Annotated in this window: 18 protein-coding genes and 1 pseudogene; 8 read left to right on the top strand and 11 right to left on the bottom strand. The window is 54.6% G+C overall.

Annotated elements, in window-relative coordinates:
• Positions 1 to 212: 212 nt before the first annotated feature.
• Complete coding sequence (locus WFO64_RS09120; protein ID WP_337010922.1) at positions 213 to 1,103, bottom strand: MurR/RpiR family transcriptional regulator; 891 nt, start codon at positions 1,101 to 1,103, stop codon at positions 213 to 215.
• Positions 1,104 to 1,583: 480 nt separating this feature from the next.
• On the opposite strand from WFO64_RS09120, the gene WFO64_RS09125 reads away from it, so the two are divergent.
• Together WFO64_RS09125 and WFO64_RS09130 are read left to right on the top strand one after the other, a co-directional pair.
• Entirely contained in the window at positions 1,584 to 3,707 is a 2,124-nt protein-coding gene (locus WFO64_RS09125; protein ID WP_337010924.1) for a TonB-dependent siderophore receptor, read from the top strand.
• Positions 3,708 to 3,729: 22 nt separating this feature from the next.
• Positions 3,730 to 4,836 carry an ABC transporter substrate-binding protein gene (locus WFO64_RS09130; protein WP_337011046.1) on the top strand — a complete coding sequence of 369 codons (1,107 nt, stop codon included), beginning with the start codon at positions 3,730 to 3,732 and terminating at the stop codon, positions 4,834 to 4,836.
• Here the strand turns inward: WFO64_RS09130 and WFO64_RS09135 are convergent.
• The 5 genes from WFO64_RS09135 to WFO64_RS09155 form a co-directional block, all read right to left on the bottom strand.
• The gene (locus tag WFO64_RS09135) at positions 4,825 to 5,808 is read right to left on the bottom strand and encodes an XdhC family protein (RefSeq protein WP_337010926.1); all 984 of its coding nucleotides are present in this window, start codon (positions 5,806 to 5,808) and stop codon (positions 4,825 to 4,827) included. The genes WFO64_RS09130 and WFO64_RS09135 overlap by 12 nt on opposite strands.
• Positions 5,805 to 6,371 (bottom strand): nucleotidyltransferase family protein, encoded by a 567-nt coding sequence (locus tag WFO64_RS09140; RefSeq protein WP_337010928.1) that lies wholly within the window; start codon positions 6,369 to 6,371, stop codon positions 5,805 to 5,807. Before WFO64_RS09140 ends, WFO64_RS09135 begins: the two co-directional genes overlap by 4 nt.
• 95 nt (positions 6,372 to 6,466) lie before the next feature.
• On the bottom strand, positions 6,467 to 8,839 hold the full coding sequence (locus tag WFO64_RS09145; protein WP_337010929.1) for a xanthine dehydrogenase family protein molybdopterin-binding subunit: 2,373 nt from the start codon (positions 8,837 to 8,839) through the stop codon (positions 6,467 to 6,469).
• A complete protein-coding gene (locus tag WFO64_RS09150; protein WP_337010931.1) occupies positions 8,836 to 9,828 on the bottom strand; it encodes an FAD binding domain-containing protein in 993 nt (330 codons plus the stop codon). Before WFO64_RS09150 ends, WFO64_RS09145 begins: the two co-directional genes overlap by 4 nt.
• Entirely contained in the window at positions 9,825 to 10,289 is a 465-nt protein-coding gene (locus WFO64_RS09155) for a (2Fe-2S)-binding protein (RefSeq protein ID WP_337011048.1), read from the bottom strand. Before WFO64_RS09155 ends, WFO64_RS09150 begins: the two co-directional genes overlap by 4 nt.
• Positions 10,290 to 10,724: 435 nt before the next feature.
• Here WFO64_RS09155 and WFO64_RS09160 point away from each other — a divergent pair.
• A pseudogene (locus WFO64_RS09160) lies at positions 10,725 to 11,629 on the top strand (LysR family transcriptional regulator).
• A 20-nt stretch (positions 11,630 to 11,649) separates the two neighbouring features.
• Here the strand turns inward: WFO64_RS09160 and WFO64_RS09165 are convergent.
• The 4 genes from WFO64_RS09165 to WFO64_RS09180 are packed head-to-tail and all read right to left on the bottom strand — an operon-like array spanning position 11,650 to position 15,077.
• Entirely contained in the window at positions 11,650 to 12,489 is an 840-nt protein-coding gene (locus WFO64_RS09165; protein ID WP_337010933.1) for a metal ABC transporter permease, read from the bottom strand.
• Positions 12,476 to 13,348 carry an iron/manganese ABC transporter permease subunit SitC gene (gene sitC, locus WFO64_RS09170; protein WP_337010935.1) on the bottom strand — a complete coding sequence of 291 codons (873 nt, stop codon included), beginning with the start codon at positions 13,346 to 13,348 and terminating at the stop codon, positions 12,476 to 12,478. Before sitC ends, WFO64_RS09165 begins: the two co-directional genes overlap by 14 nt.
• Before the next feature lie 2 nt (positions 13,349 to 13,350).
• The gene (locus WFO64_RS09175) at positions 13,351 to 14,166 is read right to left on the bottom strand and encodes a manganese/iron ABC transporter ATP-binding protein (protein WP_337010937.1); all 816 of its coding nucleotides are present in this window, start codon (positions 14,164 to 14,166) and stop codon (positions 13,351 to 13,353) included.
• Complete coding sequence (locus WFO64_RS09180; protein WP_442956140.1) at positions 14,163 to 15,077, bottom strand: metal ABC transporter substrate-binding protein; 915 nt, start codon at positions 15,075 to 15,077, stop codon at positions 14,163 to 14,165. The genes WFO64_RS09175 and WFO64_RS09180 overlap by 4 nt, the downstream gene beginning before the upstream one ends.
• 451 nt (positions 15,078 to 15,528) lie before the next feature.
• On the opposite strand from WFO64_RS09180, the gene WFO64_RS09185 reads away from it, so the two are divergent.
• The 4 genes from WFO64_RS09185 to WFO64_RS09200 all read left to right on the top strand — a co-directional run bounded on the left by WFO64_RS09185 (position 15,529) and on the right by WFO64_RS09200 (position 17,199).
• Entirely contained in the window at positions 15,529 to 15,822 is a 294-nt protein-coding gene (locus tag WFO64_RS09185; RefSeq protein ID WP_337010939.1) for a hypothetical protein, read from the top strand.
• A 243-nt stretch (positions 15,823 to 16,065) separates the two neighbouring features.
• Positions 16,066 to 16,311 carry a regulatory protein YcgZ gene (gene ycgZ / locus WFO64_RS09190; protein ID WP_337010941.1) on the top strand — a complete coding sequence of 82 codons (246 nt, stop codon included), beginning with the start codon at positions 16,066 to 16,068 and terminating at the stop codon, positions 16,309 to 16,311.
• 176 nt (positions 16,312 to 16,487) lie between these two features.
• A complete protein-coding gene (locus WFO64_RS09195) occupies positions 16,488 to 16,781 on the top strand; it encodes a hypothetical protein (RefSeq protein ID WP_337010943.1) in 294 nt (97 codons plus the stop codon).
• 163 nt (positions 16,782 to 16,944) lie between these two features.
• On the top strand, positions 16,945 to 17,199 hold the full coding sequence (locus tag WFO64_RS09200) for a biofilm/acid-resistance regulator YmgB/AriR (protein ID WP_337010945.1): 255 nt from the start codon (positions 16,945 to 16,947) through the stop codon (positions 17,197 to 17,199).
• Positions 17,200 to 17,670: 471 nt separating this feature from the next.
• On the opposite strand, the gene WFO64_RS09205 is transcribed toward WFO64_RS09200, so the two are convergent.
• The gene (locus WFO64_RS09205) at positions 17,671 to 17,865 is read right to left on the bottom strand and encodes a hypothetical protein (protein ID WP_337010947.1); all 195 of its coding nucleotides are present in this window, start codon (positions 17,863 to 17,865) and stop codon (positions 17,671 to 17,673) included.
• 430 nt (positions 17,866 to 18,295) lie between these two features.
• Between WFO64_RS09205 and WFO64_RS09210 the strand changes: the two genes are divergently transcribed.
• Entirely contained in the window at positions 18,296 to 19,312 is a 1,017-nt protein-coding gene (locus WFO64_RS09210; RefSeq protein ID WP_337010949.1) for a substrate-binding domain-containing protein, read from the top strand.
• Positions 19,313 to 19,412 lie beyond the last annotated feature (100 nt).

Below are 19,412 nucleotides of genomic sequence, written 5' to 3' on the forward strand. Positions count from 1 at the left end.
GCAGCTCCGCACAAATCAAATTTTGGTGAGAAAAAGAGTAAGAACTGCCCCTGGAGGCGCAGCACGCTGTAAGCGTAGTCGTCTGAGTAGATTGGCAGCAGAAAAGGCGCGATCGCGCTCGCAAAGCGGGGAAATTTGACGTAAAGATGAGCCATGACCTTCCGGCTGACATGAAATACCGGTCAGCAGCGGGCACGGCTGAGTAACAGAAACTACTTTTTGCTGGCGGGTTTCAGCCCACGATAGAGATCCTGCAACCGTTTCATGGTTTTAACAGTGCGCTGCGGCAGCGTAGAAGCAACCGACAGGATCAACATCTCCAGACAGACCATAATCGTGCCGTGCAGGGGAATGCGCCCTTTTTCACCGCCTCGGGGCACATTGATCACCACATTCGCCTCGCGAGCGAAAAAAGAGTCGGTGGCGTGGGTCAGCAGAATAATCGGAATACCAAGCCGTTTCGCTTCACGTACCACGGTAGTGCCTTCCCGGTGAGCCGACTGTTGCGCCATCATCACCAGCACATCGCCACGCTGCAGCGCCAACATCTGCTCTGCCAAAGCAATACCGGCACGATTGAGTGAAAAGGCAGGCAGACCGATGCGGTTCAGCAACCGCACGCTGTAATCTGCCAGAATACCTGAGGCATTAATGCCAAAAATAGCCACTTCCCGCGCTTCACCCAGCAGCGCCACGGCATCCGCTGCCGCCACGCGATTCTGCGGCTGCGACAACGCCTCACAGGCGTGTCGGTGGCCCTCCAGCACAAAGTCGATAGCGCTGTTGACGTCGCTGGTTACCTCACTGACGGTAGTGATCATCTTATCTTCGGAGGTCAGCGAGGGGCCAAACCAGGCCTTGAGTGTCTGTTTCAGATCGCGCAGTCCGCTAAAACCCAGCGCCTGAATGGCGCGGATCACGGTGGCATCTGAAGTATGATTCGCCACGGCGATCTCCATTGCAGTGCTCTCCAGCACCGTTTCCCGCTGTTGATCGATATAGCGTGCCACCGCCAGTAGACGGGGAGAGAGCTGCTTTTCGCGGGCGCGAAGGCGGTCTGCCACCACATCCACTCTGTTTCTAACTGCCCGGTTCTGTTTCATGCCACTCCTGCTGCTGGGGTCAAAAGTCCTGAAAGTTCCTCGTCGGTCTGGCTCAACGGATGCGTTCTGGACCGAAAAGATGTAGTAAAACCGTAATGCTGTTTTCTATTTCACCCGCAGAATATGTGGATTTAGCCTACCCTGCCATCTTTTAATCTTAAAATAATCTTTTTTTTCAAGGAAATAAAACTAAAACCAAACCCTGATTAAGTAATAATCGAAGCAGCAAACATGTAGTGATTTACTCTAAAATTATGTTTACTACTACATTACCGGATGTTTGAATGATTCTCAATTACAGATGAGAAGTGTTGTCGTCCGGTCGGTGTAAAGCCCTTACTCAAACCTGATGCTGACCTTCTTTGTTTAACGACTGCATATTGCAAAACACCTCCAGGTAGCCCTGCCTGACAGACAGTTTGTCAGCCATAAGGGCGTTGTTTGCTTCAGAAACAGCCAGCTTCAGAAACGAAAAGAAAAATGAAAAACAGTACAGACACCCGATATCCGGCCCGACACCCCGCTCTGGTCGTGGCAATCTGCAGCAGCATCATGCTGCCACAGGTCAATGCAGCAACCGACAGCACCCCCGATATGACCGTAACCGCTGATGCCAGTTCAGAGGGAAACTACAGCGCCAGCCAGAGTAGCGTCGCCAGCAAAATGCCAACCGCGCGGGTCGATGAGGCGCAGTCGGTCAGCGTGGTCACGCAGCAGCAACTGGACGATTACCAGGCAAGCTCACTGGCGGATGCGATGCGCTTTGTCAGCGGTGTGACCGAAGCGAACACGCTGGCTGGCACTGAAGATGGCTTTGTACGACGCGGGTTTGGCAGCAACGCCGATGGCTCCATCTACCGGGATGGGATCCGCAGTAGTCAGGGGCTGAATTTTGATGCCACGACTGAGCGGGTTGAGGTGCTGAAAGGCTCGTCCTCTCTGCTGTACGGCATTCAGAATCCGGGTGGCATTATCAATGTGGTCAGCAAAAAGCCGCAATACAGCTGGCACTCTAGCGTCAGCGGACGTTACACCAGTGAAGGTGGTGGTGCAGGCACGCTGGATGTCACCGGTCCGCTGGGCAACGGCTTTGCCTTCCGGCTGATCGCCGAAAAGCAGAATCAGGATTACTGGCGCAACTTTGGCAGTGAAGAGCACACACTGCTGGCACCGTCGCTGCAGTGGTATGGCGAGCAGGCCAGTTTTCTGATCAGCTATGCCGACTACCGCTATGACATTCCTTACGATCGCGGCACGGCCTTTATCGATGGCAGGCCGATTGATATCGGTTATAAAGATCGTCTGGATGACAAAGCCAATCACGCATGGGGCCATAACAAAACCCTGAATGCTCACTATGAGTGGCAGTTTAATGATGAGTGGCGCACCCGGTTAACGCTGGGCTGGAATCAGCGGCGCTATGACAACAATGAAGTGCGCGTGACGGCGGTGAATGCCAGCAGCGGCGTGGTGACGCGTCGGGCCGATGCCAATCGCGGTTTTAACCATAAAACCAAATACCTGAGCTGGGACCTGCTGGGCAACCCGGAGATTATGGGCATGTCGCACGCGCTGGTGGTGGGCACCGATTATGAGATGAACCAGACTTATCGTGCCCATCAGTATTTGGGCAATGTCAACCGCCAGTTCAATTACTTCAATCCCGACTATGATCAGCTATCACCGGTCACTGACGCCAGCACGGAAATTAGCGCAGCAGCTAATAATCTGAACCGTATTCATAGCCGGTCGATCTACGCCAAAGACAGCATTTCGCTTTCATCTGACTGGATTGCGGTGCTGGGCGGACGTTACCAGCATTATGAACAGCGCGCCTCCCGCGGTTTTGATCCGCAGGTGGAAACCCTGAATGACGAGGGCAATAAGTTTCTGCCGCAGGCGGGAGTGATCTACAAATTCACGCCTGACCTCTCTTTCTACACCAGCGTCAGCAAGTCGTTCACGCCGTCAACCGACGTGGATGATGATGGCAATGTCGGCAAACCGGAACAGGGCACCAACTGGGAAGTCGGCAGTAAATGGCAGCTTTCACCGAAACTGTTCGCCAGTGTGGCGCTCTATCGGATAGATGAGAAAGCGATGTCGCTGAATATCAATGGCAGCACGCGAGCCATTGATAAGGCGCGCTCGACCGGGGCTGAATTTGAGCTGAATGGCGAGATTTCACCCGGCTGGGATTTGAATGCGAATTACAGCTATGATCAGGCGGAAATCGTCAGTGATCGGGTTAATCCGGATAACAACGGTAATCGCTTGCAGAATGCGCCGCGTCATGCCGGTGCGCTCTATCTCAGCCATGAACTGCAGGTTACCGGTCTGCCTGGCTCACTGCGACTCGGCGGCGGCGCACGCTACGTTGGCAGCCGTGCAGGTGATCCCGATAACAGTTTCACCCTGCCTGACTATGTGGTGGCAGACAGCTTCGTGGCGTGGAATAACCGCCTGTTCGGTGAAAAAACCCAGCTGCGTCTGAATCTCAATAACCTGTTTAATAAGCACTATTACAGTTCAAGCGGCGGCAATCTGCGCGTCCGTGAAGGTGAAACCCGCAATCTGATGGTACAGGCCCGTGTTGAATTTTAAATGGCTACGCTGTGCGCTGCTGATGCTTACCGTGATAGTGGCCAGCGCCGGGGCGGATGCACGCACGCTGACCGACATCACCGGCCGCCAGGTTACTATCCCCGATCATCCGCAGCGTATTGTGCTGGGTGAAAGCCGGATGCTCTATAGCGTCGCGCTGCTGACGCCCGGCAATCCCCTGCAGCATATCGCTGGCTGGCCGCAGGATCTGAAAAAGTATGATCCCCAGACCTGGCAAATTTTTGCCAGTAAGTTTCCGCAGATGGAAGATATTCCGGTTCTGGGTCTGGATGGCGTCAATGACATGAATCCCGAACAGGTGATCGCACTGAAACCGGACCTGGTGATCCTGCCGCAGCTGGCGCGCGGCAGTGAAAGCGGAGCAGTGCTGGAGAAGATGCTCAGCGCGGCGCATATCCCGGTGGTGAAGATCGATCTGCGGGTTGAGCTGCTGAAAAATACCGAGCGCAGCATCACCCTGCTTGGCGAGGTGCTGAATCAGCCACAGCGGGCGGCTGACTTTAATCGCTTTTACCACAGCCATATGCAGCGCATTGAGAGCCGGCTGGCGCGCTATCACGGCCCTAAACCTACCGTACTGTTGCAGCTGCACCTCGGACGGCGCAGTGAATGCTGCGTGACCTCGGTGAATGGTAATCTTGGTGAGTTGCTGCGGTTTGCCGGGGGCGATAACATCGCCAGTCAGCAGATAAAAGGGGTGTTCGGGCGGCTGAGTGAAGAGCGCGTGATTGCCGCACAGCCAGACTACTACTTTGCCACCGGCACCGGCAGCGCTGATGAGGCGGGGGCACTGAAACTCGGCCCCGCCGTCACGGCGGCGCAGACCCGGCAGAGCCTGCTGGCACTGACCAGCCAGCAGAATGCGCTAAAGCAGCTGACGGCATTGCGGGACGGTCACGCCGGGGCAATCTGGCACAACTTTTACCTCAGTCCGTGGCACGTAGTGGCGACAGAATTCTTCGCCACCACGCTCTATCCGCAACTGTTCCGTGATGTCGATCCTGAACAGACATTGCGGCAGATGTTCCGTGATTTCCTGCCGATCCCCTGGTCGGGCAGCTACCTCTACCGGCTGGCACCCGAGGCGACGCCGGGTTCAGGCGGCTGACTGCCCGCGATTCTTCACCCGGACGATATCGGCCATCACCGACAGCGCAATCTCTGCCGGAGTTTTGCTGCCGATAGGCAGGCCGATGGGCGCATGGATGCGATCCAGTTCGGCACGATCCATTCCGGCGATTCGTTGCAGTCGCGCCCGCCGTTTCTCGCTGTTTTTCGCCGAACCCATGATGCCGATATAGAAGGCTGGCGTGGCGATCGCTTCCATCATCGTCAAATCGTCGATGCGAGGATCGTGGGTCAGCGCCACAATCGCCACCGCCGCGTGCGCCCCGTTCAGCTCCAGCCAACGTGCCGGGTGCTGTGACACCAGCGTCACGTTATCCGCGCCGCTAAAGTGACTCTCCAGCTCCGTCAACATTTGCGGTCGGTGCTCACAGACCCGCACATGAAAACCCAGGATCTGTCCAAGCCGGATACACTCAAACGCCACGCTGGAGTAGCCTGCGATCAGCAGTTCCGGTATCGCGCCTACGGGCAGTAACATCAACTGCTCACTGGCATCCAGCGCAGGCAGCCCCCGATCGGTGGTGATCACTTCCCACTGCGCGCGTTCGCCGGGGCGTAGCATTTTCACCATCGGCTGTTGCCCGCTTAGCGCGCACTGCATTGCCGTCAGCAGCGCCAGCGTGGTGTCATCGGGCGGCAAATGCTCAATGACGATCTCCAGGCTGCCACCGCACGGCAGGCTGACGTCAGGACGTATCCCGCCCTCGCCGTACCGCACCCGTTGACTGCTGGCGCGATAGGCACCCGCTGCCAGCTGCGCCAGAAAATCCTCTTCAATGCAGCCACCTGATAGCGAGCCACAGTACGCGCCGGTTTCATTAACTGTCATCAGGGTGCCCGGCGCGCGCGGCGAAGAGCCATAGGTGCGCAACACCGTGCAGAGCCAGACCTGCTGGCCCGCCTGATAACTGCGCATTGCCGCATTAATCACGCGTTGATCCAGCGTTATCATGAAAACTCCTTTATTAACTGGAGATCGGCGGGGAGATCGATATCACACAGGCAGCCGCGATCGTGAAGCGGCAGCCGAAGGGCCGATGATCTGACCGTCGCCTGTGGCCCCGCATCGCCCTGTAACGTGCTCAGCATCGGGTAGCAGCGGTGCTGAAAGCCCACCGGATGGCCCGGCCTGCCGTCGATCCACGGTCTGACGATCGGGGCATCCGCCAGCGCAGCGCTGACGGCGCGGTAACTTTCAGACGTGACAAAAGGCATATCGCCCAGCGCAATCAGCCAGCCATCATAGTCGCGGCTGGCGTTAACCCCCGCGGCGATCGATTCGCCCAGCCCGCCGCTGTCACACAGCACCAGGGTCGCCTGCGTGCAGAGCGCCTGAACTGCAGAAGCGTCCGGGCGCGTTACCACAAACAGGTCAAGCCCACTGGCCGCCGCCTGCTCCAGCGTGCGTTGCAGCACCGGTTTGCCATCCAGGTCGGCCAGCAGCTTATGCTCACGCGCCTGCTGGCGAAAACGCCGACTCAGCCCCGCAGCCAGCACAACCAACGCTATCTTCACTCTTTCTCTCCGCTAAGCGTGAAAAACGGGCGCAGGCTTCAGCCCGCGCCCGCATATCCACAGATCAACCTGCTGGCAGCAGGTCAGGCACAGGCTCAGATAATCTTATCGAGAGTAATCGGTAAGTCGCGCACCCGCTTGCCCGTAGCATGGAAAACCGCATTACTGATCGCCGCCGCCACGCCGACGATACCCAGCTCACCCACCGCTTTACCGCCCATGGTCGTCGCCTCAAAATCGGGCTCACCAACGTTAATAGTGGTAATGCTCGGGATGTCGCTGTTAACCGGTACCAGATAGTCCGCCAGGTTGTTATTGATCACCCGACCATTGCGCGGATCGACGATGCCCTCTTCCATCAGCGCCTGACCGACGCCCATAATCATGCCGCCAATCCACTGGCTGCGCGCCAGTTTCGGGTTGTAGAGACGACCGCTGTCGAGTGCTGCCACCATCCGTTTAACCCGGATGGTGCCGAAATCTTCATCAACCCGGACCTCAACAAACTGCACACTCCAGCTGTGGGCAGAGAACTTTTCGGGCTGGGTGCCGTCATTAAGGTTACGCACCATCTTGTCGCGCTCGCTTTCTGACATATCGTCCGGGAAGGTGCCGCCTTTCACCGTCAGACTCTCTGCCGGGGACAGCGTCGCCAGCTGAGCATAGGAAACGGCGAGATCGCTGCGCCGGTTATGCTGTATCCCGTCGCCATTCAGCGTGAGCTGAGACACAAGTGTGCCTTTCAGTGGCGACTGTGGCAGTTCGCTGGCCAGCTTCAGAAGCTGGTCGCGCATCCGTTTGGCCGTGTCATTAACCGCCGCGGTCACGTTGCCCGCCAGCTGCGACCCCCCCGCCACACCCGCACGCGGCAGCGCGGTATCACCCAGCTGAACTTCAATGGTGGTGGAGGCAACGCCCAGAATGTCGGCAGCGGTCTGCGCCAGAATGGTATAGGTTCCGGTGCCGATATCCGCACCGGCGCACTGCACCACAAAGTTGCCCTGCGGCGTCAGAATGATTTTCGCCTCTGCCGGCAGTTTGTTGACCGGATAGGTGCCCGAGGCCATGCCCCAGCCAATCAGTTCACGTCCTTCGCGCATTGAGCGCGGCGTCATGATGCGCTTGTCCCAGCCAAAGGCTTCAGCCCCTTTCTGATAGGCTTCTTTCAGGCGACGCGAACTCCACGGCAGATCGAGCTGATAATCTTTGTCCGCCCAGTTGCGCAGACGCAGCTCCAGTGGATCGATGTTCAGGGCATAGGCCATCTCATCCATCGCCACTTCAAGACCAAAAGCGCTGGGATTTTCGCCTGGCGCACGCATCCAGCCTGGCGTTACGGTGTTGATCGGCCTGACCTGATGCTGTGCGGAGACGTTACCCACTGCATACATGCGGGCAGTGACTTTGCTGCAGTTTTCAGCGAACACATCAATTAATGACGTTTCACTGAAGCTGCGCTGGATAATCGCCTGGATTTTGCCGTCACGCGAGGCGCCCAGCTCCAGCTGCTGTGAGGTGGCAGGACGTCCACCGAGGCCGGTAAAGGTCTGCGGACGCGTCAGCGACACTTTGATCGGACGCTTCAGCGCCCGCGATGCGACACTGGCCAGCGCGACGTGAGTATACGGCACCGGCTTTGAGCCAAATCCACCGCCGACATAAGGCGAAATGATCCGCACGTCTTCAACGTCAATGCCCATCCATTCGGCAATTTCCGCCTGCGCGCCCGCGACCCACTGGCTCGGCTCCCAGACAGTAATGTGTCCATCCTGCCACTCAGCAACACAGGCGTGTGGCTCCATCGGCATGTTGTATTCGCGCGGTGTGGTATAGCGCTGACTGAGACGCACCTCGGCCTGCTGCATTGCTGTCTGGGCATCGCCCATCTCGATATCCTGCTTCGACACCGGTTTCGGCTCGACGCCCTCATCAGTAGCAAAAATGAGCGCAGGTGAGGTTTCATACTCAATTTCCACCAGCGTGGCAGCATACGTCGCCTGCTCGAAAGTCTCTGCCACCACCAGACCAATGTTCTGACCGTTGTGAATAATCACATTGTCCTGAATCGGGGTGTAGGTTGACTGCGCCGCACCGCCGTCCGCAATCGCGGTAGGTTTGTTGATCTTCAGTTTGTTCAGATGGGTATAAACCGCCACCACACCCGTTGCCTGCTGCGCTTTATCAGTCGACATTCGGCTGATATGGCCGCTGGCGACGGTGGACTGGATCACCACGCCATAGAGCGGATTTTCCGGCTGATGTTCTACCGCATACCGCGCCTCACCGGTCACTTTTACTTTGCCGTCACCCCGTGAGCGCGCAGTACCCAGTCCCTCAATCGGGCGGGTAGTTTCAGTCTCAGGCGTGGCTGTATCACTTTGCAGATCAAGGTCAGTACGGGCTGCCGCTGAGTTCGCCGCCGTCGCCATTTGTAAATCCCGAGGCGATTTTTCGTTTACGTTACTCATGCGGTTTCTCCTGCTGCCATCAGCGCGCGTGCAATCACACGCGGCACCAGTTTCACTTTATAGGCGTTGTGGTTCAGCGCCTGCGTCTCCTGTGTCATCAGTTCTGCCGCCTGGAACACCGTCTCTTCATTGAACGGCTGGCCCTCCAGCGCCTGCTCCACCGATCTGGCCCGCCAGGGTTTGGTCGCCACGCCGCCCAGCGCAATATGCACCTGACGCATCACGCCGTTCTCCAGCGTGAAGCCTGCGGCTGCACTGGCTGCAGCAAACTCATAGGAACTGCGGTCACGGACTTTGAGGTAGTGTGAGTGACGGAGAGAGGGTGTTTGCGGCACTTCGATTGCCACAATGATCTCATCCTCGCGCAGATCATGCTCCAGGTCAGGCGTGTCACCCGGCAACAGGAAAAAATCATCAATCACGATACGACGGGTTTCGCCCCGCTGATTCTGCACGACCACCATGGCGTCAAACGCCACCAGCGCGACCGCCAGATCGCCGGGATAAACCGCGATGCAGCTATCGCTGGCACCCAGGATCGCATGATTGCTGTTGACGCCATCCCGTGCGGCGCAACCGGAACCGGGATGGCGTTTGTTGCAGGCTGTAAAGGTCGCCGGATCCCGGTAATAGGCGCAGCGGGTACGTTGCCGTAAATTGCCGCCCAACGTGGCCATGTTGCGAATCTGTGGCGATGCGGCCTGCCACAGACTGCCATAGATAGCAGGCGCGTTTAGCTGGCAGGCGGGATGATCAGCCAGTGCGCTCATGGTAACCAGCGCACCGGCAGTGATTTTCTCGTCGTCAAACTGCACATTTTTAAGCGCAGTTAATCCGCTGACGCCAATTAACTGTGGTGGCGTGAAGACTCCGCACTTCATCAGATCAAGCTGCGTGGTGCCGCCCGCCAGTAACTGGCCGCCTGACTGCTGTTTCAGGGCTGCTGCCTCGTCAGGCGACTGCGCGACTTTCCAGCTGAATTCATTCATGCGGACTCCTTTGCCATCTCTGCTGCGGCCTGTTTAATCGCATCCACGATGTGGGGATAAGCGCCACAACGGCAGAGGTTGCCGCTCATATATTCACGGATCTCATCTTCCGAACCCGCATGGCCCTCTTTGATACAGGCGACGGCAGACATAATTTGCCCTGGAGTACAGTAACCACATTGGAAAGCGTCATTTTCCACAAAGCAGCGTTGCACCGGGTGCAGTTCACCTTCGCTTGAGGCCAGTCCTTCAATGCTGGTCACTTCGGCGCCGTCCGCCTGAACGGCCAGCGTCAGGCAACTCAGCACCCTCTGCCCATTAATCAGCACCGTGCAGGCACCACACTGCCCCTGATCGCACCCTTTTTTGGTACCGGTCAGGTTAAGATGCTCACGTAGCGCGTCGAGCAGTGTGACGCGCGGATCGACCTGCATCTGTTGAGAATGGCCATTGACCTGCATTGTTAGCGATATTTTTTCCGACATTGTCTGCTTCCCATTGTTGGGGGCTAAAAGATGTAATTTTTATAGGTATGTTTCTGACAGGATTTGAATCGGGGAAAATCGTGATAACCCTAATCTCTACGCGCGTATCTCTGTGTTAAGGTTTAGCAGCTTTTTGGCAACCTGGCGGGCATGTCAGGAAAAAGTCAGCGTTTTCTGATGCGGAAAGGAAAATAAAGCGTTATAAAACCTTCGATATAGCGCTTTTAATCTTTTGATTTTATGAATTTTATTTAAAAATAACTTTGTCTGTTGCGCTCACAGGGTTTATACAGCTGTCTCATTAATTATTCCGCAAAAAGTGCTCACCTGAAGCACACTTTCAGGCTTGCTATCCAGTCAGGCAGCAAAACTGTCTGTAACATCGAAAATTACCTGTATCGGCAGCGTGAACTGTTCTATCCGGTCAGCGGGGCGACGCTAAAAGCAAAATTTAGTGATTTGTTCTCTCTGGCGGTGAGGGTAGAGGACCGCCGCTTCACCCGGGCTGCCGCAAGACCGGGGGTGTCGTAATCCACCCTGAGCCACGCCATTCGCGCTCTGGAAGAGCGTCTGAACCTATGCTTACTCGCGCACCACACGCGTTGCGTGGCCCCGACAGAAACGGGTCAACGGCTGATTAACGCGCACGCCGCGCTGGTCAGCGAAATCGAGACCAAGCGGGTCAATATGGCGAATGGTCTGGGTAAAGTTTCAGGCAACATTCGCCTCACCGCAGGCGAATATGCGCTGACCTCCACACACTCTGGCCACTGCTCAAGCCCTTACTGCAGCGCTACCCGATGTAAATGTGGAAGTGTCAGTGGTTAACAGCCTGACCGATACTATCAGTGGCCGTTTGACGCGCGCGCGACTGGGTGAACAGGTCGAAAAAGATAGAGTGGCGGTGCGCATCGGGCCGGACTGGAATAGGAACGTGGTGGCAGCCAGCAGCTATTGCGATCGGCATGGCAAACCTGCAACACCCTATGATTTACAGCGGCAGAACGGTATCCATCAGCGGCTACCGACGCCGGGGCCTCTATAGCGGGGAATGTATGCGTGATGGCAAAGAGTTCTGAGCAAAATTCAAGGCCAGTAAATCTTTAATCAACTCTCATCGCGCAATGATGCGATGCTGAGTGGGATGGGGACCGGCTATGTGCCGCAGGATAGCGTTGCGGAACACCTTCAGATTGGCCGTCTGGTGCAGGTGCTGGCTGAGTGCTGTGAACCTTTCCCTGATGATTCCCTTTACTATCACAACCGCAGGCAGCACACCCGCGCTTTTGATTGAGGCGGTTCACTATCGCGGCTGAGTGTCAGCCGCGATAGCCAGTCAGCGGGCATTAAGCCGCTGACGTTCCAATTGCCGGGTTTTACGGCCCGCAATCACCATCGTAACGACAAACACGAGCGCAAACAGCACCACAATGGTGGGTGCAGGCGCGCTGTCGATAAAGAACGAGAGATAAACGCCGCTCAGCGACACCAGCACCGACACCACGACCGCCACCAGTAGTGCATGTGAAAAGCGGCGGGTGATCAGAACCGCGATAGCGCCAGGTGCAATCAACAACGAAATCGACAGGATAATCCCCACCGCCTTCAGCGTTGCCACAATGGTCAGCGATACCATGCAGAGCAGTCCGTAATGCAGCCAGCGTGCAGGTAAGCCAGCGATCTGTGCCTGCTGGGGATCGAAACTGAATAGCATAAAATCACGCCATTTCACCGCAATCACTACGACGATCACCGCTGCGATAATCGATGTCTGAATAATATCAGCGCGGGTAACGCCCAGCATGTCACCAAACAGAATATGATCGAGGTGCACTTCAGGTTTCACGGCGATGTAGAGGATGAGTCCCACCGCGAACATGCCGGAAAATACGATTCCCAGAACCGTGTCCTGCTTGATGCGACTGTTGTCCTGCAAAAAGCCACTTGCAACAGCACAGAATAGTCCCGCAACAAATGCACCCACCGCCAGCGGCAATCCCACCATCCAGGCGAGCACAATGCCCGGGAACACCGCATGGCTCATGGCATCGCCCATCAGCGCCCAGCCTTTCAGCACCAGAAACACCGACAGCAGCGCACAGGGGATCGCCACTACCAGCGCGATAAGCAAGGCACTGTTCATAAAAGCGAACTGGAAAGGTTCAGCCACCCACATCAGTCAGGCTCCTTTTGGATAGATGGCGGCCACGACGCCGGTTAGCCAGCAAGCCATGTTTTGGCGCAAAAACAAACGCCAGCAGGAACAGCAACGTCTGCGCCACCACGATGATGCCGCCCGTTGCACCATCCAGATAGTAACTCGCCCATGCACCGAGAAAACTGGTGATGCTGCCCATCGCGACTGCAATCATCAGCAGCCGCGGAAAACGATCGGTAAGCAGCCAGGCCGTCGCGCCTGGCGTCACCACCAGACAGATCACCAGAAACGCACCGACAGTTTGCAACGCCGCTACGGTTGAGACCGCCAGCAGGGTAAAAAAGAGGAGTTTCAACCGTTCAGGCCGCAGCCCGATGGCGCGCGCATGGTTCTCATCGAAAAAGGTGACCATCAAATCTTTCCACTTAAAGAGCAGAATGAGGATCGACAGCCCGCCAATCAGGGCCAGCTGGAGAATATCCTCTGGCGCAATCGCCAGAATATTGCCGAGCACAATGGTCTGAATGTTTACGGCAGTCGGATTGAGCGACACCATAAACAGGCCCAGACCAAAGAAAGAGGAGAAGATCAGGCCGATGATTGCATCTTCTTTTAAGCGGGTACGCTGATTGAGTAACAGCATGCTGCCTGCCGCCAGCCCACCCGAGAGAATCGCGCCCAGCGCAAACGGCAGACCCAGCATGTAAGCACCCGCGACACCCGGCACGATAGAGTGTGAAAGCGCATCACCCATCAGCGACCAGCCTTTAAGCATCAAATAGCTGGAGAGAAACGCGCAGAGTCCGCCCACCATGGCGGAAACCCACATCGCGTTGAGCATGTAGTGATAACCAAAGGGTTCCAGTAACAGCAGCATGGTCAGTTCCCCTCCTCTCGTGCGGCACGTGGCATGATAAAAGGTCGTTCATCGTCGGTGATGATTTGATCGTCCACCCCTTTCACCATCACATGCCGCAACACCCCGCTGAACGCGCGCTCAAGGTTAGCGCCGGTAAAGGTGGTCCGGGTCGGGCCGCTGGCCAGAATGGTGCCTTTTACCATCACGGTGTAATCGCAGAATTCCGTAACCGATCCCAGGTTATGGGTAGAAACCAGCATGGTCTTGCCTTCATCGCGCAGTTCACCCAGCAGGCTGATAATTCTGGCCTCGGTCTGAACATCCACACCGGTAAACGGCTCGTCCAGCAGGATAATGCTGCCCTGCTGGGCAATGGCGCGTGCCAGAAACACCCTTTTTTTCTGTCCGCCAGAGAGTTCGCCAATCTGACGATGGCGATAATCCAGCATATCGACCCGCGCCAGCGCCTCAATAACCCTCTCCTGGTCGTGCGGTTTGGGACGACGCAACAGACCCATGTGACCGTAGCGACCCATCATCACCACATCTTCCACCAACACCGGAAAAGACCAGTCCACCTCTTCCGCTTGCGGCACATAAGCCACCAGACTCTGACGCAGCGCCTGGCGGGTCGGCATGCCCAGCACCGAGATGCTGCCGCTGGCTAACCGGACAAATCCCATTAGCGCTTTGAATAGCGTTGACTTGCCTGAGCCATTCACCCCTATCAGCGCCGCAATTGATCCGCCCGGCACGCTGAAGCTGGCATCATGCAGCGCGGTGTGACCGTTGCGATAGGTCACCGTGACATCGGAAACCACGATGGTATCTGTCATTGCGTTTTCTCTCCGGCTTCAATGCCCTGCACCAGCGTCTCCGTGGTAACTCTGAGCAGATCAAGATAGGTTGGCACCGGTCCCTGAGCATTGCTTAACGAGTCGACGTAGAGCACGCCCCCATAATGCGCACCGGTTTCGCGCGCGACCTGACGGGCGGGCTTGTCCGACACGGTGCTTTCGCTAAACACCGCCGGAATGCTATTTTTCCTGACCTGATCGATCACCTTCCTCACCTGCTGCGGCGTGCCCTGCTGGTCAGCATTGATCGGCCACAGGTAGAGTTCTTTCATGCCCAGGTCACGTGCCAGATAGGAAAATGCCCCTTCGCTGGTCACCATCCAGCGCTTCTCCTCCGGGATGTCGGCAATCTGCTGGCGTAGCGGACCCAGCGCAGAGGTAATTTTTTGCTTATAGTCGGCAGCGTTCTGTTGATAGGTTGCCGCATGAGCCGGGTCATATTTCACCAGCGCATCACGAATATTATCTATATAGATCAGCGCATTATCCGGTGACATCCAGGCGTGCGGGTTCGGTTTACCGTTATAGGGTCCCTCGCCAATGCCCATCGGTTCAATGCCGGCAGAGACCACCACTTCCGGCACCCCATCCAGATGCTGATAAAAGCGCTGAAACCAGCGTTCGAGATTTAGCCCGTTCGCCATAATCAACTGCGCGCCCTGCGCCCGTTTGATATCGCCAGGTGTCGGCTGATATTCATGAATTTCAGCACCCGGTTTAGTAATGGAAGTGACCTCTGCAGCATCACCAGCCACGTTCTTTGCCATATCAGCAATCACTGTAAAGGTGGTCACAATCTTAAATTTTTCTGCTGCATAACAGCTGAGTGACATCAGGGTCGTCAGCAGAGCGCTCAACAGCATCGTGGTTGTTTTCTTTGTCAGCACCATAGTGCGACCTCCAGAGATGATTAAAATGACAACTAAATTAGCACAGGCTATTTTTTATAGCACAGGCTATAATTTTTCGGAAGAGTACGCTTTGTGAAGTTTCTTCAGTGCGCTAAGTCTGATGTCTATTTTTGTAAAAAATAAAATTAAGCAGCTGATAAACAACGTTTTAATTTGCGTTCTATCAGGGGTGCCGCCAAGGGGTTCACTGCCTGTTTCGGCAGAGTAATCCACGCCTGAATAAATGGCGGAATGAGGTGAAATAATGAAAAGAGAGGCCGCTTAGCATGGCACTAGCAAAAAAAATTAATTCACTGCTGAGCAGCAACCTGGCCGCACTCACAGCATTTCAACAATTAATATAATCTTATCGATAGGCTGAATTGATTAAGTTTCGTAAATTTTTTTGCTACAGTTAATGTTACTTACCGCAATCACTCAGGAGGATAATTTGTATTTTTCCAGCGACGAAAAAGCGAATGTCATCATTGGCGAGGCCGCGATGAACCTGTTTAACGCCGGTCAGGAAGTGAACGTTGAGCTGCTGATTAATGAGCTACAGGTTATGGCTGGATCTGAAGTGAATGAGCAACGCCTCGAACAGTTGCAGCATGCGCGCAAATGGCTGATGGGCTTTAAAACCATTGGTTCGCGTAGCACTGGCCCGGCCAACTGGCTTTCCTCCACCCTGGGTAAAGAGACTGCGATGCCTGTTTCAGCTGATGACATATTCTTTAAACAATGACCTTTTTTACCCTTCGCTGCCGACCTGACTATTCAGGTCGGCAGCGAAGGGTGATAACGGTACAGGAATCTGGTACAATTTTTACCTCGCCCCACTCCCTCGTAACACACTGATTCAACAGTCATAGCATTTTTTGCATAAAAAAATTAACACCAAAAATCCAAAATCCTGTACAAGTTTTTGAAAGATGTATAACTTGCGCATCCAGAGCGTGATACATTTTAACCCCCTGAGGACATTAGCATGCGTCAGAACGGACAAACCCCGGAAGCGATTAGTGACATTGCCCGTTACTTCAATCAGGCTAGCTCCCCTTCGCAACAGGAGACACTGGGTTCGGTTGTCGTGGAAATTCTGCGCGCAGGTCATAGCCTCAGCCGTAAAGCAATTTGCAGTAAATTGCTGCTGCGTCTTGAACGCTCTGTTACGCCCGAAGAAGAGAGCCATCTGCATGAGCTAATCGCGCTGCTTTTCCGTCGCGTTGGCTAAGGCCATTTCACTCTTGTAATCGTTATTCAGGACGCCAGCGTTAACCATTCAGCCAGGACGATTTAACAAAGTTAAAAAGCCCAGTTCTGCTTTCCCGTATCAGGCGCAACCAGTCGCGCCCGCAGATGCATACGGATCAGCAGCATGGCCATTGATTAGCAATCAGAGATGCAAGTATGTACAGAAGTGAAGATGAGAAACTGACAGATGTCATAATCGGCGAAGCCGTTCTGACATTGCTCAAGTCAGACAAATCGGTGTCCAGTAATGCCCTGATCGAACAGCTTGAGCTCATGGCCGCTGATGCCGATGACAATGCAAAAGTGGCGATTATCCGCAAAGCCATCACCGAAGTCCGTAACGGTATGATTGCAGCGCGTAAACGTGTAAAGGGTGACCTTGCCGAACGCGAGAATACAACACACCGTATGAACAGTGACGGCCCACCAGATGGATCGAAAAAGCACTAACTGAAGGGGTTGCTTACCTGATACAGGTGGCTAATTTTAAGCGAAGCGGCAGCCTGAATGAAAAATGCTTTATGGCTGGCTGGATAAAACGAAGACAACGAATGTGCTCGTTGTTGACTTTCCGCAATGCGTCTGACTAATTTTCTTCTGAGAATGAATAATCATGCAACACTCTTCATCAGATTTATCCATCATTGAGTATTTTCGCAGTGAAGGCGATTTGCTTGCTCCTGAAACCGAACTGTTGGGCGCAATAATTCGTGACATTGTGGCTGATGAGGGACGCGTGACCAATAAATCGATCATCCTTTATCTGATCGCTGAACTCGAAGGCACTTCAGACGTTGTTAAAATAGATGTACTGCGCAAGACACTGGAGATTGTGGTAGGCCGCACGCCAGACGATACCGGCTTCTGATACCCCGCCCTGCGTTACAGCCAGTAACGCAGGATAAGCTGCCCTCCTTTCATGCTTATAGATTTCCTTCATCACGCCTGCTGACTACCAGACGCCCCTCTGCCCCTTATCAGCGAATAAAATGCTGCAGATCCTGATGGCGTTACAGTTATTTAATTTTTCGTCCGCCGATTCCACTTTTTATTTCAGATAATACTCATTCAGGGAAATAATGATTGCATCCAATGAAAGTCTCTTTCGTTATTAAAATATCCACCAGGTGTTATAGATCATTGCCGGGAAGCTTTGACTGACCTTAATCATTTTATAATAAGCTGAGGGTTGAATTAAAAACAATCTATAAACTGACATTAGCCTCAGGTGCAGTTAATGCCACAATGACTTAATGCACCTTATTCTTACCGGTGCGAAGGGACGGGAAATGAATCGGGCAAACGTCAGCGATGGCGCCAGTCACCGGCGCCATCAACCTTAATGCATCTTGCGGGTAAAAAAGCCTATCGCTTCCTGACATAATGCTTTCAGTCTGCTATCACGCGTCTCTTCGCTCAGGCGAAACAGGGCGTCCGTAATGTCATGAAAATGAACCGGCTCTCCTGCCTTGATCAAATCACTGACCACCGCGCCGACCAGCGCACGGATCTCGTTATGATTGTCGTACTTCACACGACCTCCCCACGGTGTATGCATGTACAGTCTATCATTAGCTGGCGCCAAAAAACATAAAAGCCCTCTTAGCAGAAATATAAGCGAAGCGGCAAAGCGATGATTAATTATACAGACCCAGAATATTATCTGCCGTTATTTTTACGCGGCCCCACTCTGAACCGTTTAATAGTTAAAACCGGGTCACAATAGCTACAATATATTACTGTCAGAACGTCCGGGTATTCAGGGTCGTTAACCCCGCGAAAACGGTTTGATAATCTGTAGGTCCGGTAAGCCAGGTCCCCAGACTGCCAGAATCCTCTTTTGATTATTCACCAGGCCGGCTGGCCGGTCTGTCGTACACTGATATCAGAAGGTCAGATCAATCGCGGTTATTGGCCCGCAATATGATAAAACTGTCGTTTACTTCCGGTGTAACGAGTAGCACATGGCCAGATTCACCCTGAAACAGATTGCTGCCCAGTCAGGTCTTAGCCTGGCGACCATTGATCGTGCCCTGCATCAGCGCGGCAACGTGCATGCCCGGACACAACATCGAATCCAGCAGGCGATAGCGGATCTGGAACTGATGCAAAAAGCAGGGCGCGCCAGGGGAAGAACACTCTATTTCGACGTGATCATGCATACACCTGACCGCTTTCAGCCACTGATACGTGAGGCACTCAGCAGTCAGATTGCCAGCTTCGCCGCCTTTAAACTTCAGCTACGTTTCCACTTCGGGGCGAATCTCACGGCAGAAGCGATTAACACGCTGCTGAACAAAAAGGCGTTTCACAGTCACGGCGTCATTCTTAAGGCGGCCTGTTCTGGAGAGCTTAATCCCACCCTTGAATTGCTGCTGAAACAACGCGTTCCGGTGGTGACCATGATGAGTGATTTACCTGGCAGCGCGCGCCTGCGCTATATCGGGATGGATAATTTTGATGCCGGTAAGGTAGCGGCTTTTCTGATGTCAAAATGGCTGCGGGTTCGCCGATCCCATATCGTTGCGGTGACCGGCAGTCGCGATTTTATTGGCGAACAGGAGAGAATCCAGGGTTTTCAACGTGCGATGCAGCAGTTTGCGCCACAGCATCAGGTCAGTGTGGTGGCAGGCGGTTATGGCATTGACGCCCGGATGTATCAGTCGGTGGCGCAATTTTTACAGAGCCATACGGATGCGGATGCAGTCTATACGGTTGGCGGTGGCAATCCCGGCATACTGCGCGCTTTTGCCGAACAAAAACGTCAGGTTAACGCCTTTATCGGTCACGATCTCGATCAGGAGAATTGTGAACTACTGCAAGCCGGTAAAATTGATGCGCTGATCGAACATAATTTGCAGCTTGATGCGCTGCACGCTTTCAGAACGCTGCTCGAGTTTCATGGATTCTTGCCCGCATCAGAACCACCCGCGCCCTATTCTAAAATCAATATCATCACCCGTTACAACATGACGGCCTGAAGTAGTCAGGCGGTTAACGAGCCCTGCTCATAGCCGCTTGCGGACAGCGGGGCTACTCCTTCTCCCTCCCGTCAGTGATGACACTTCGCATGACCCTTTA

The organism is Pantoea sp. AS142, from assembly GCF_037152305.1.
In the GTDB taxonomy this organism is placed as follows: domain Bacteria; phylum Pseudomonadota; class Gammaproteobacteria; order Enterobacterales; family Enterobacteriaceae; genus Pantoea.

Coding starts and splice junctions, on each gene's coding strand:
- WFO64_RS09120 (WP_337010922.1), bottom strand. CDS start 1,103: ATGAAACAGAACCGGGCAGTTAGAAACAGAGTGGATGTGGTGGCAGAC.
- WFO64_RS09125 (WP_337010924.1), top strand. CDS start 1,584: ATGAAAAACAGTACAGACACCCGATATCCGGCCCGACACCCCGCTCTG.
- WFO64_RS09130 (WP_337011046.1), top strand. CDS start 3,730: ATGCTTACCGTGATAGTGGCCAGCGCCGGGGCGGATGCACGCACGCTG.
- WFO64_RS09135 (WP_337010926.1), bottom strand. CDS start 5,808: ATGATAACGCTGGATCAACGCGTGATTAATGCGGCAATGCGCAGTTAT.
- WFO64_RS09145 (WP_337010929.1), bottom strand. CDS start 8,839: ATGAGTAACGTAAACGAAAAATCGCCTCGGGATTTACAAATGGCGACG.
- WFO64_RS09150 (WP_337010931.1), bottom strand. CDS start 9,828: ATGAATGAATTCAGCTGGAAAGTCGCGCAGTCGCCTGACGAGGCAGCA.
- WFO64_RS09155 (WP_337011048.1), bottom strand. CDS start 10,289: ATGCAGGTCAATGGCCATTCTCAACAGATGCAGGTCGATCCGCGCGTC.
- WFO64_RS09165 (WP_337010933.1), bottom strand. CDS start 12,489: ATGTGGGTGGCTGAACCTTTCCAGTTCGCTTTTATGAACAGTGCCTTG.
- sitC (WP_337010935.1), bottom strand. CDS start 13,348: ATGCTGCTGTTACTGGAACCCTTTGGTTATCACTACATGCTCAACGCG.
- WFO64_RS09175 (WP_337010937.1), bottom strand. CDS start 14,166: ATGACAGATACCATCGTGGTTTCCGATGTCACGGTGACCTATCGCAAC.
- WFO64_RS09180 (WP_442956140.1), bottom strand. CDS start 15,077: ATGGTGCTGACAAAGAAAACAACCACGATGCTGTTGAGCGCTCTGCTG.
- ycgZ (WP_337010941.1), top strand. CDS start 16,066: ATGCGTCAGAACGGACAAACCCCGGAAGCGATTAGTGACATTGCCCGT.
- WFO64_RS09195 (WP_337010943.1), top strand. CDS start 16,488: ATGTACAGAAGTGAAGATGAGAAACTGACAGATGTCATAATCGGCGAA.
- WFO64_RS09200 (WP_337010945.1), top strand. CDS start 16,945: ATGCAACACTCTTCATCAGATTTATCCATCATTGAGTATTTTCGCAGT.
- WFO64_RS09210 (WP_337010949.1), top strand. CDS start 18,296: ATGGCCAGATTCACCCTGAAACAGATTGCTGCCCAGTCAGGTCTTAGC.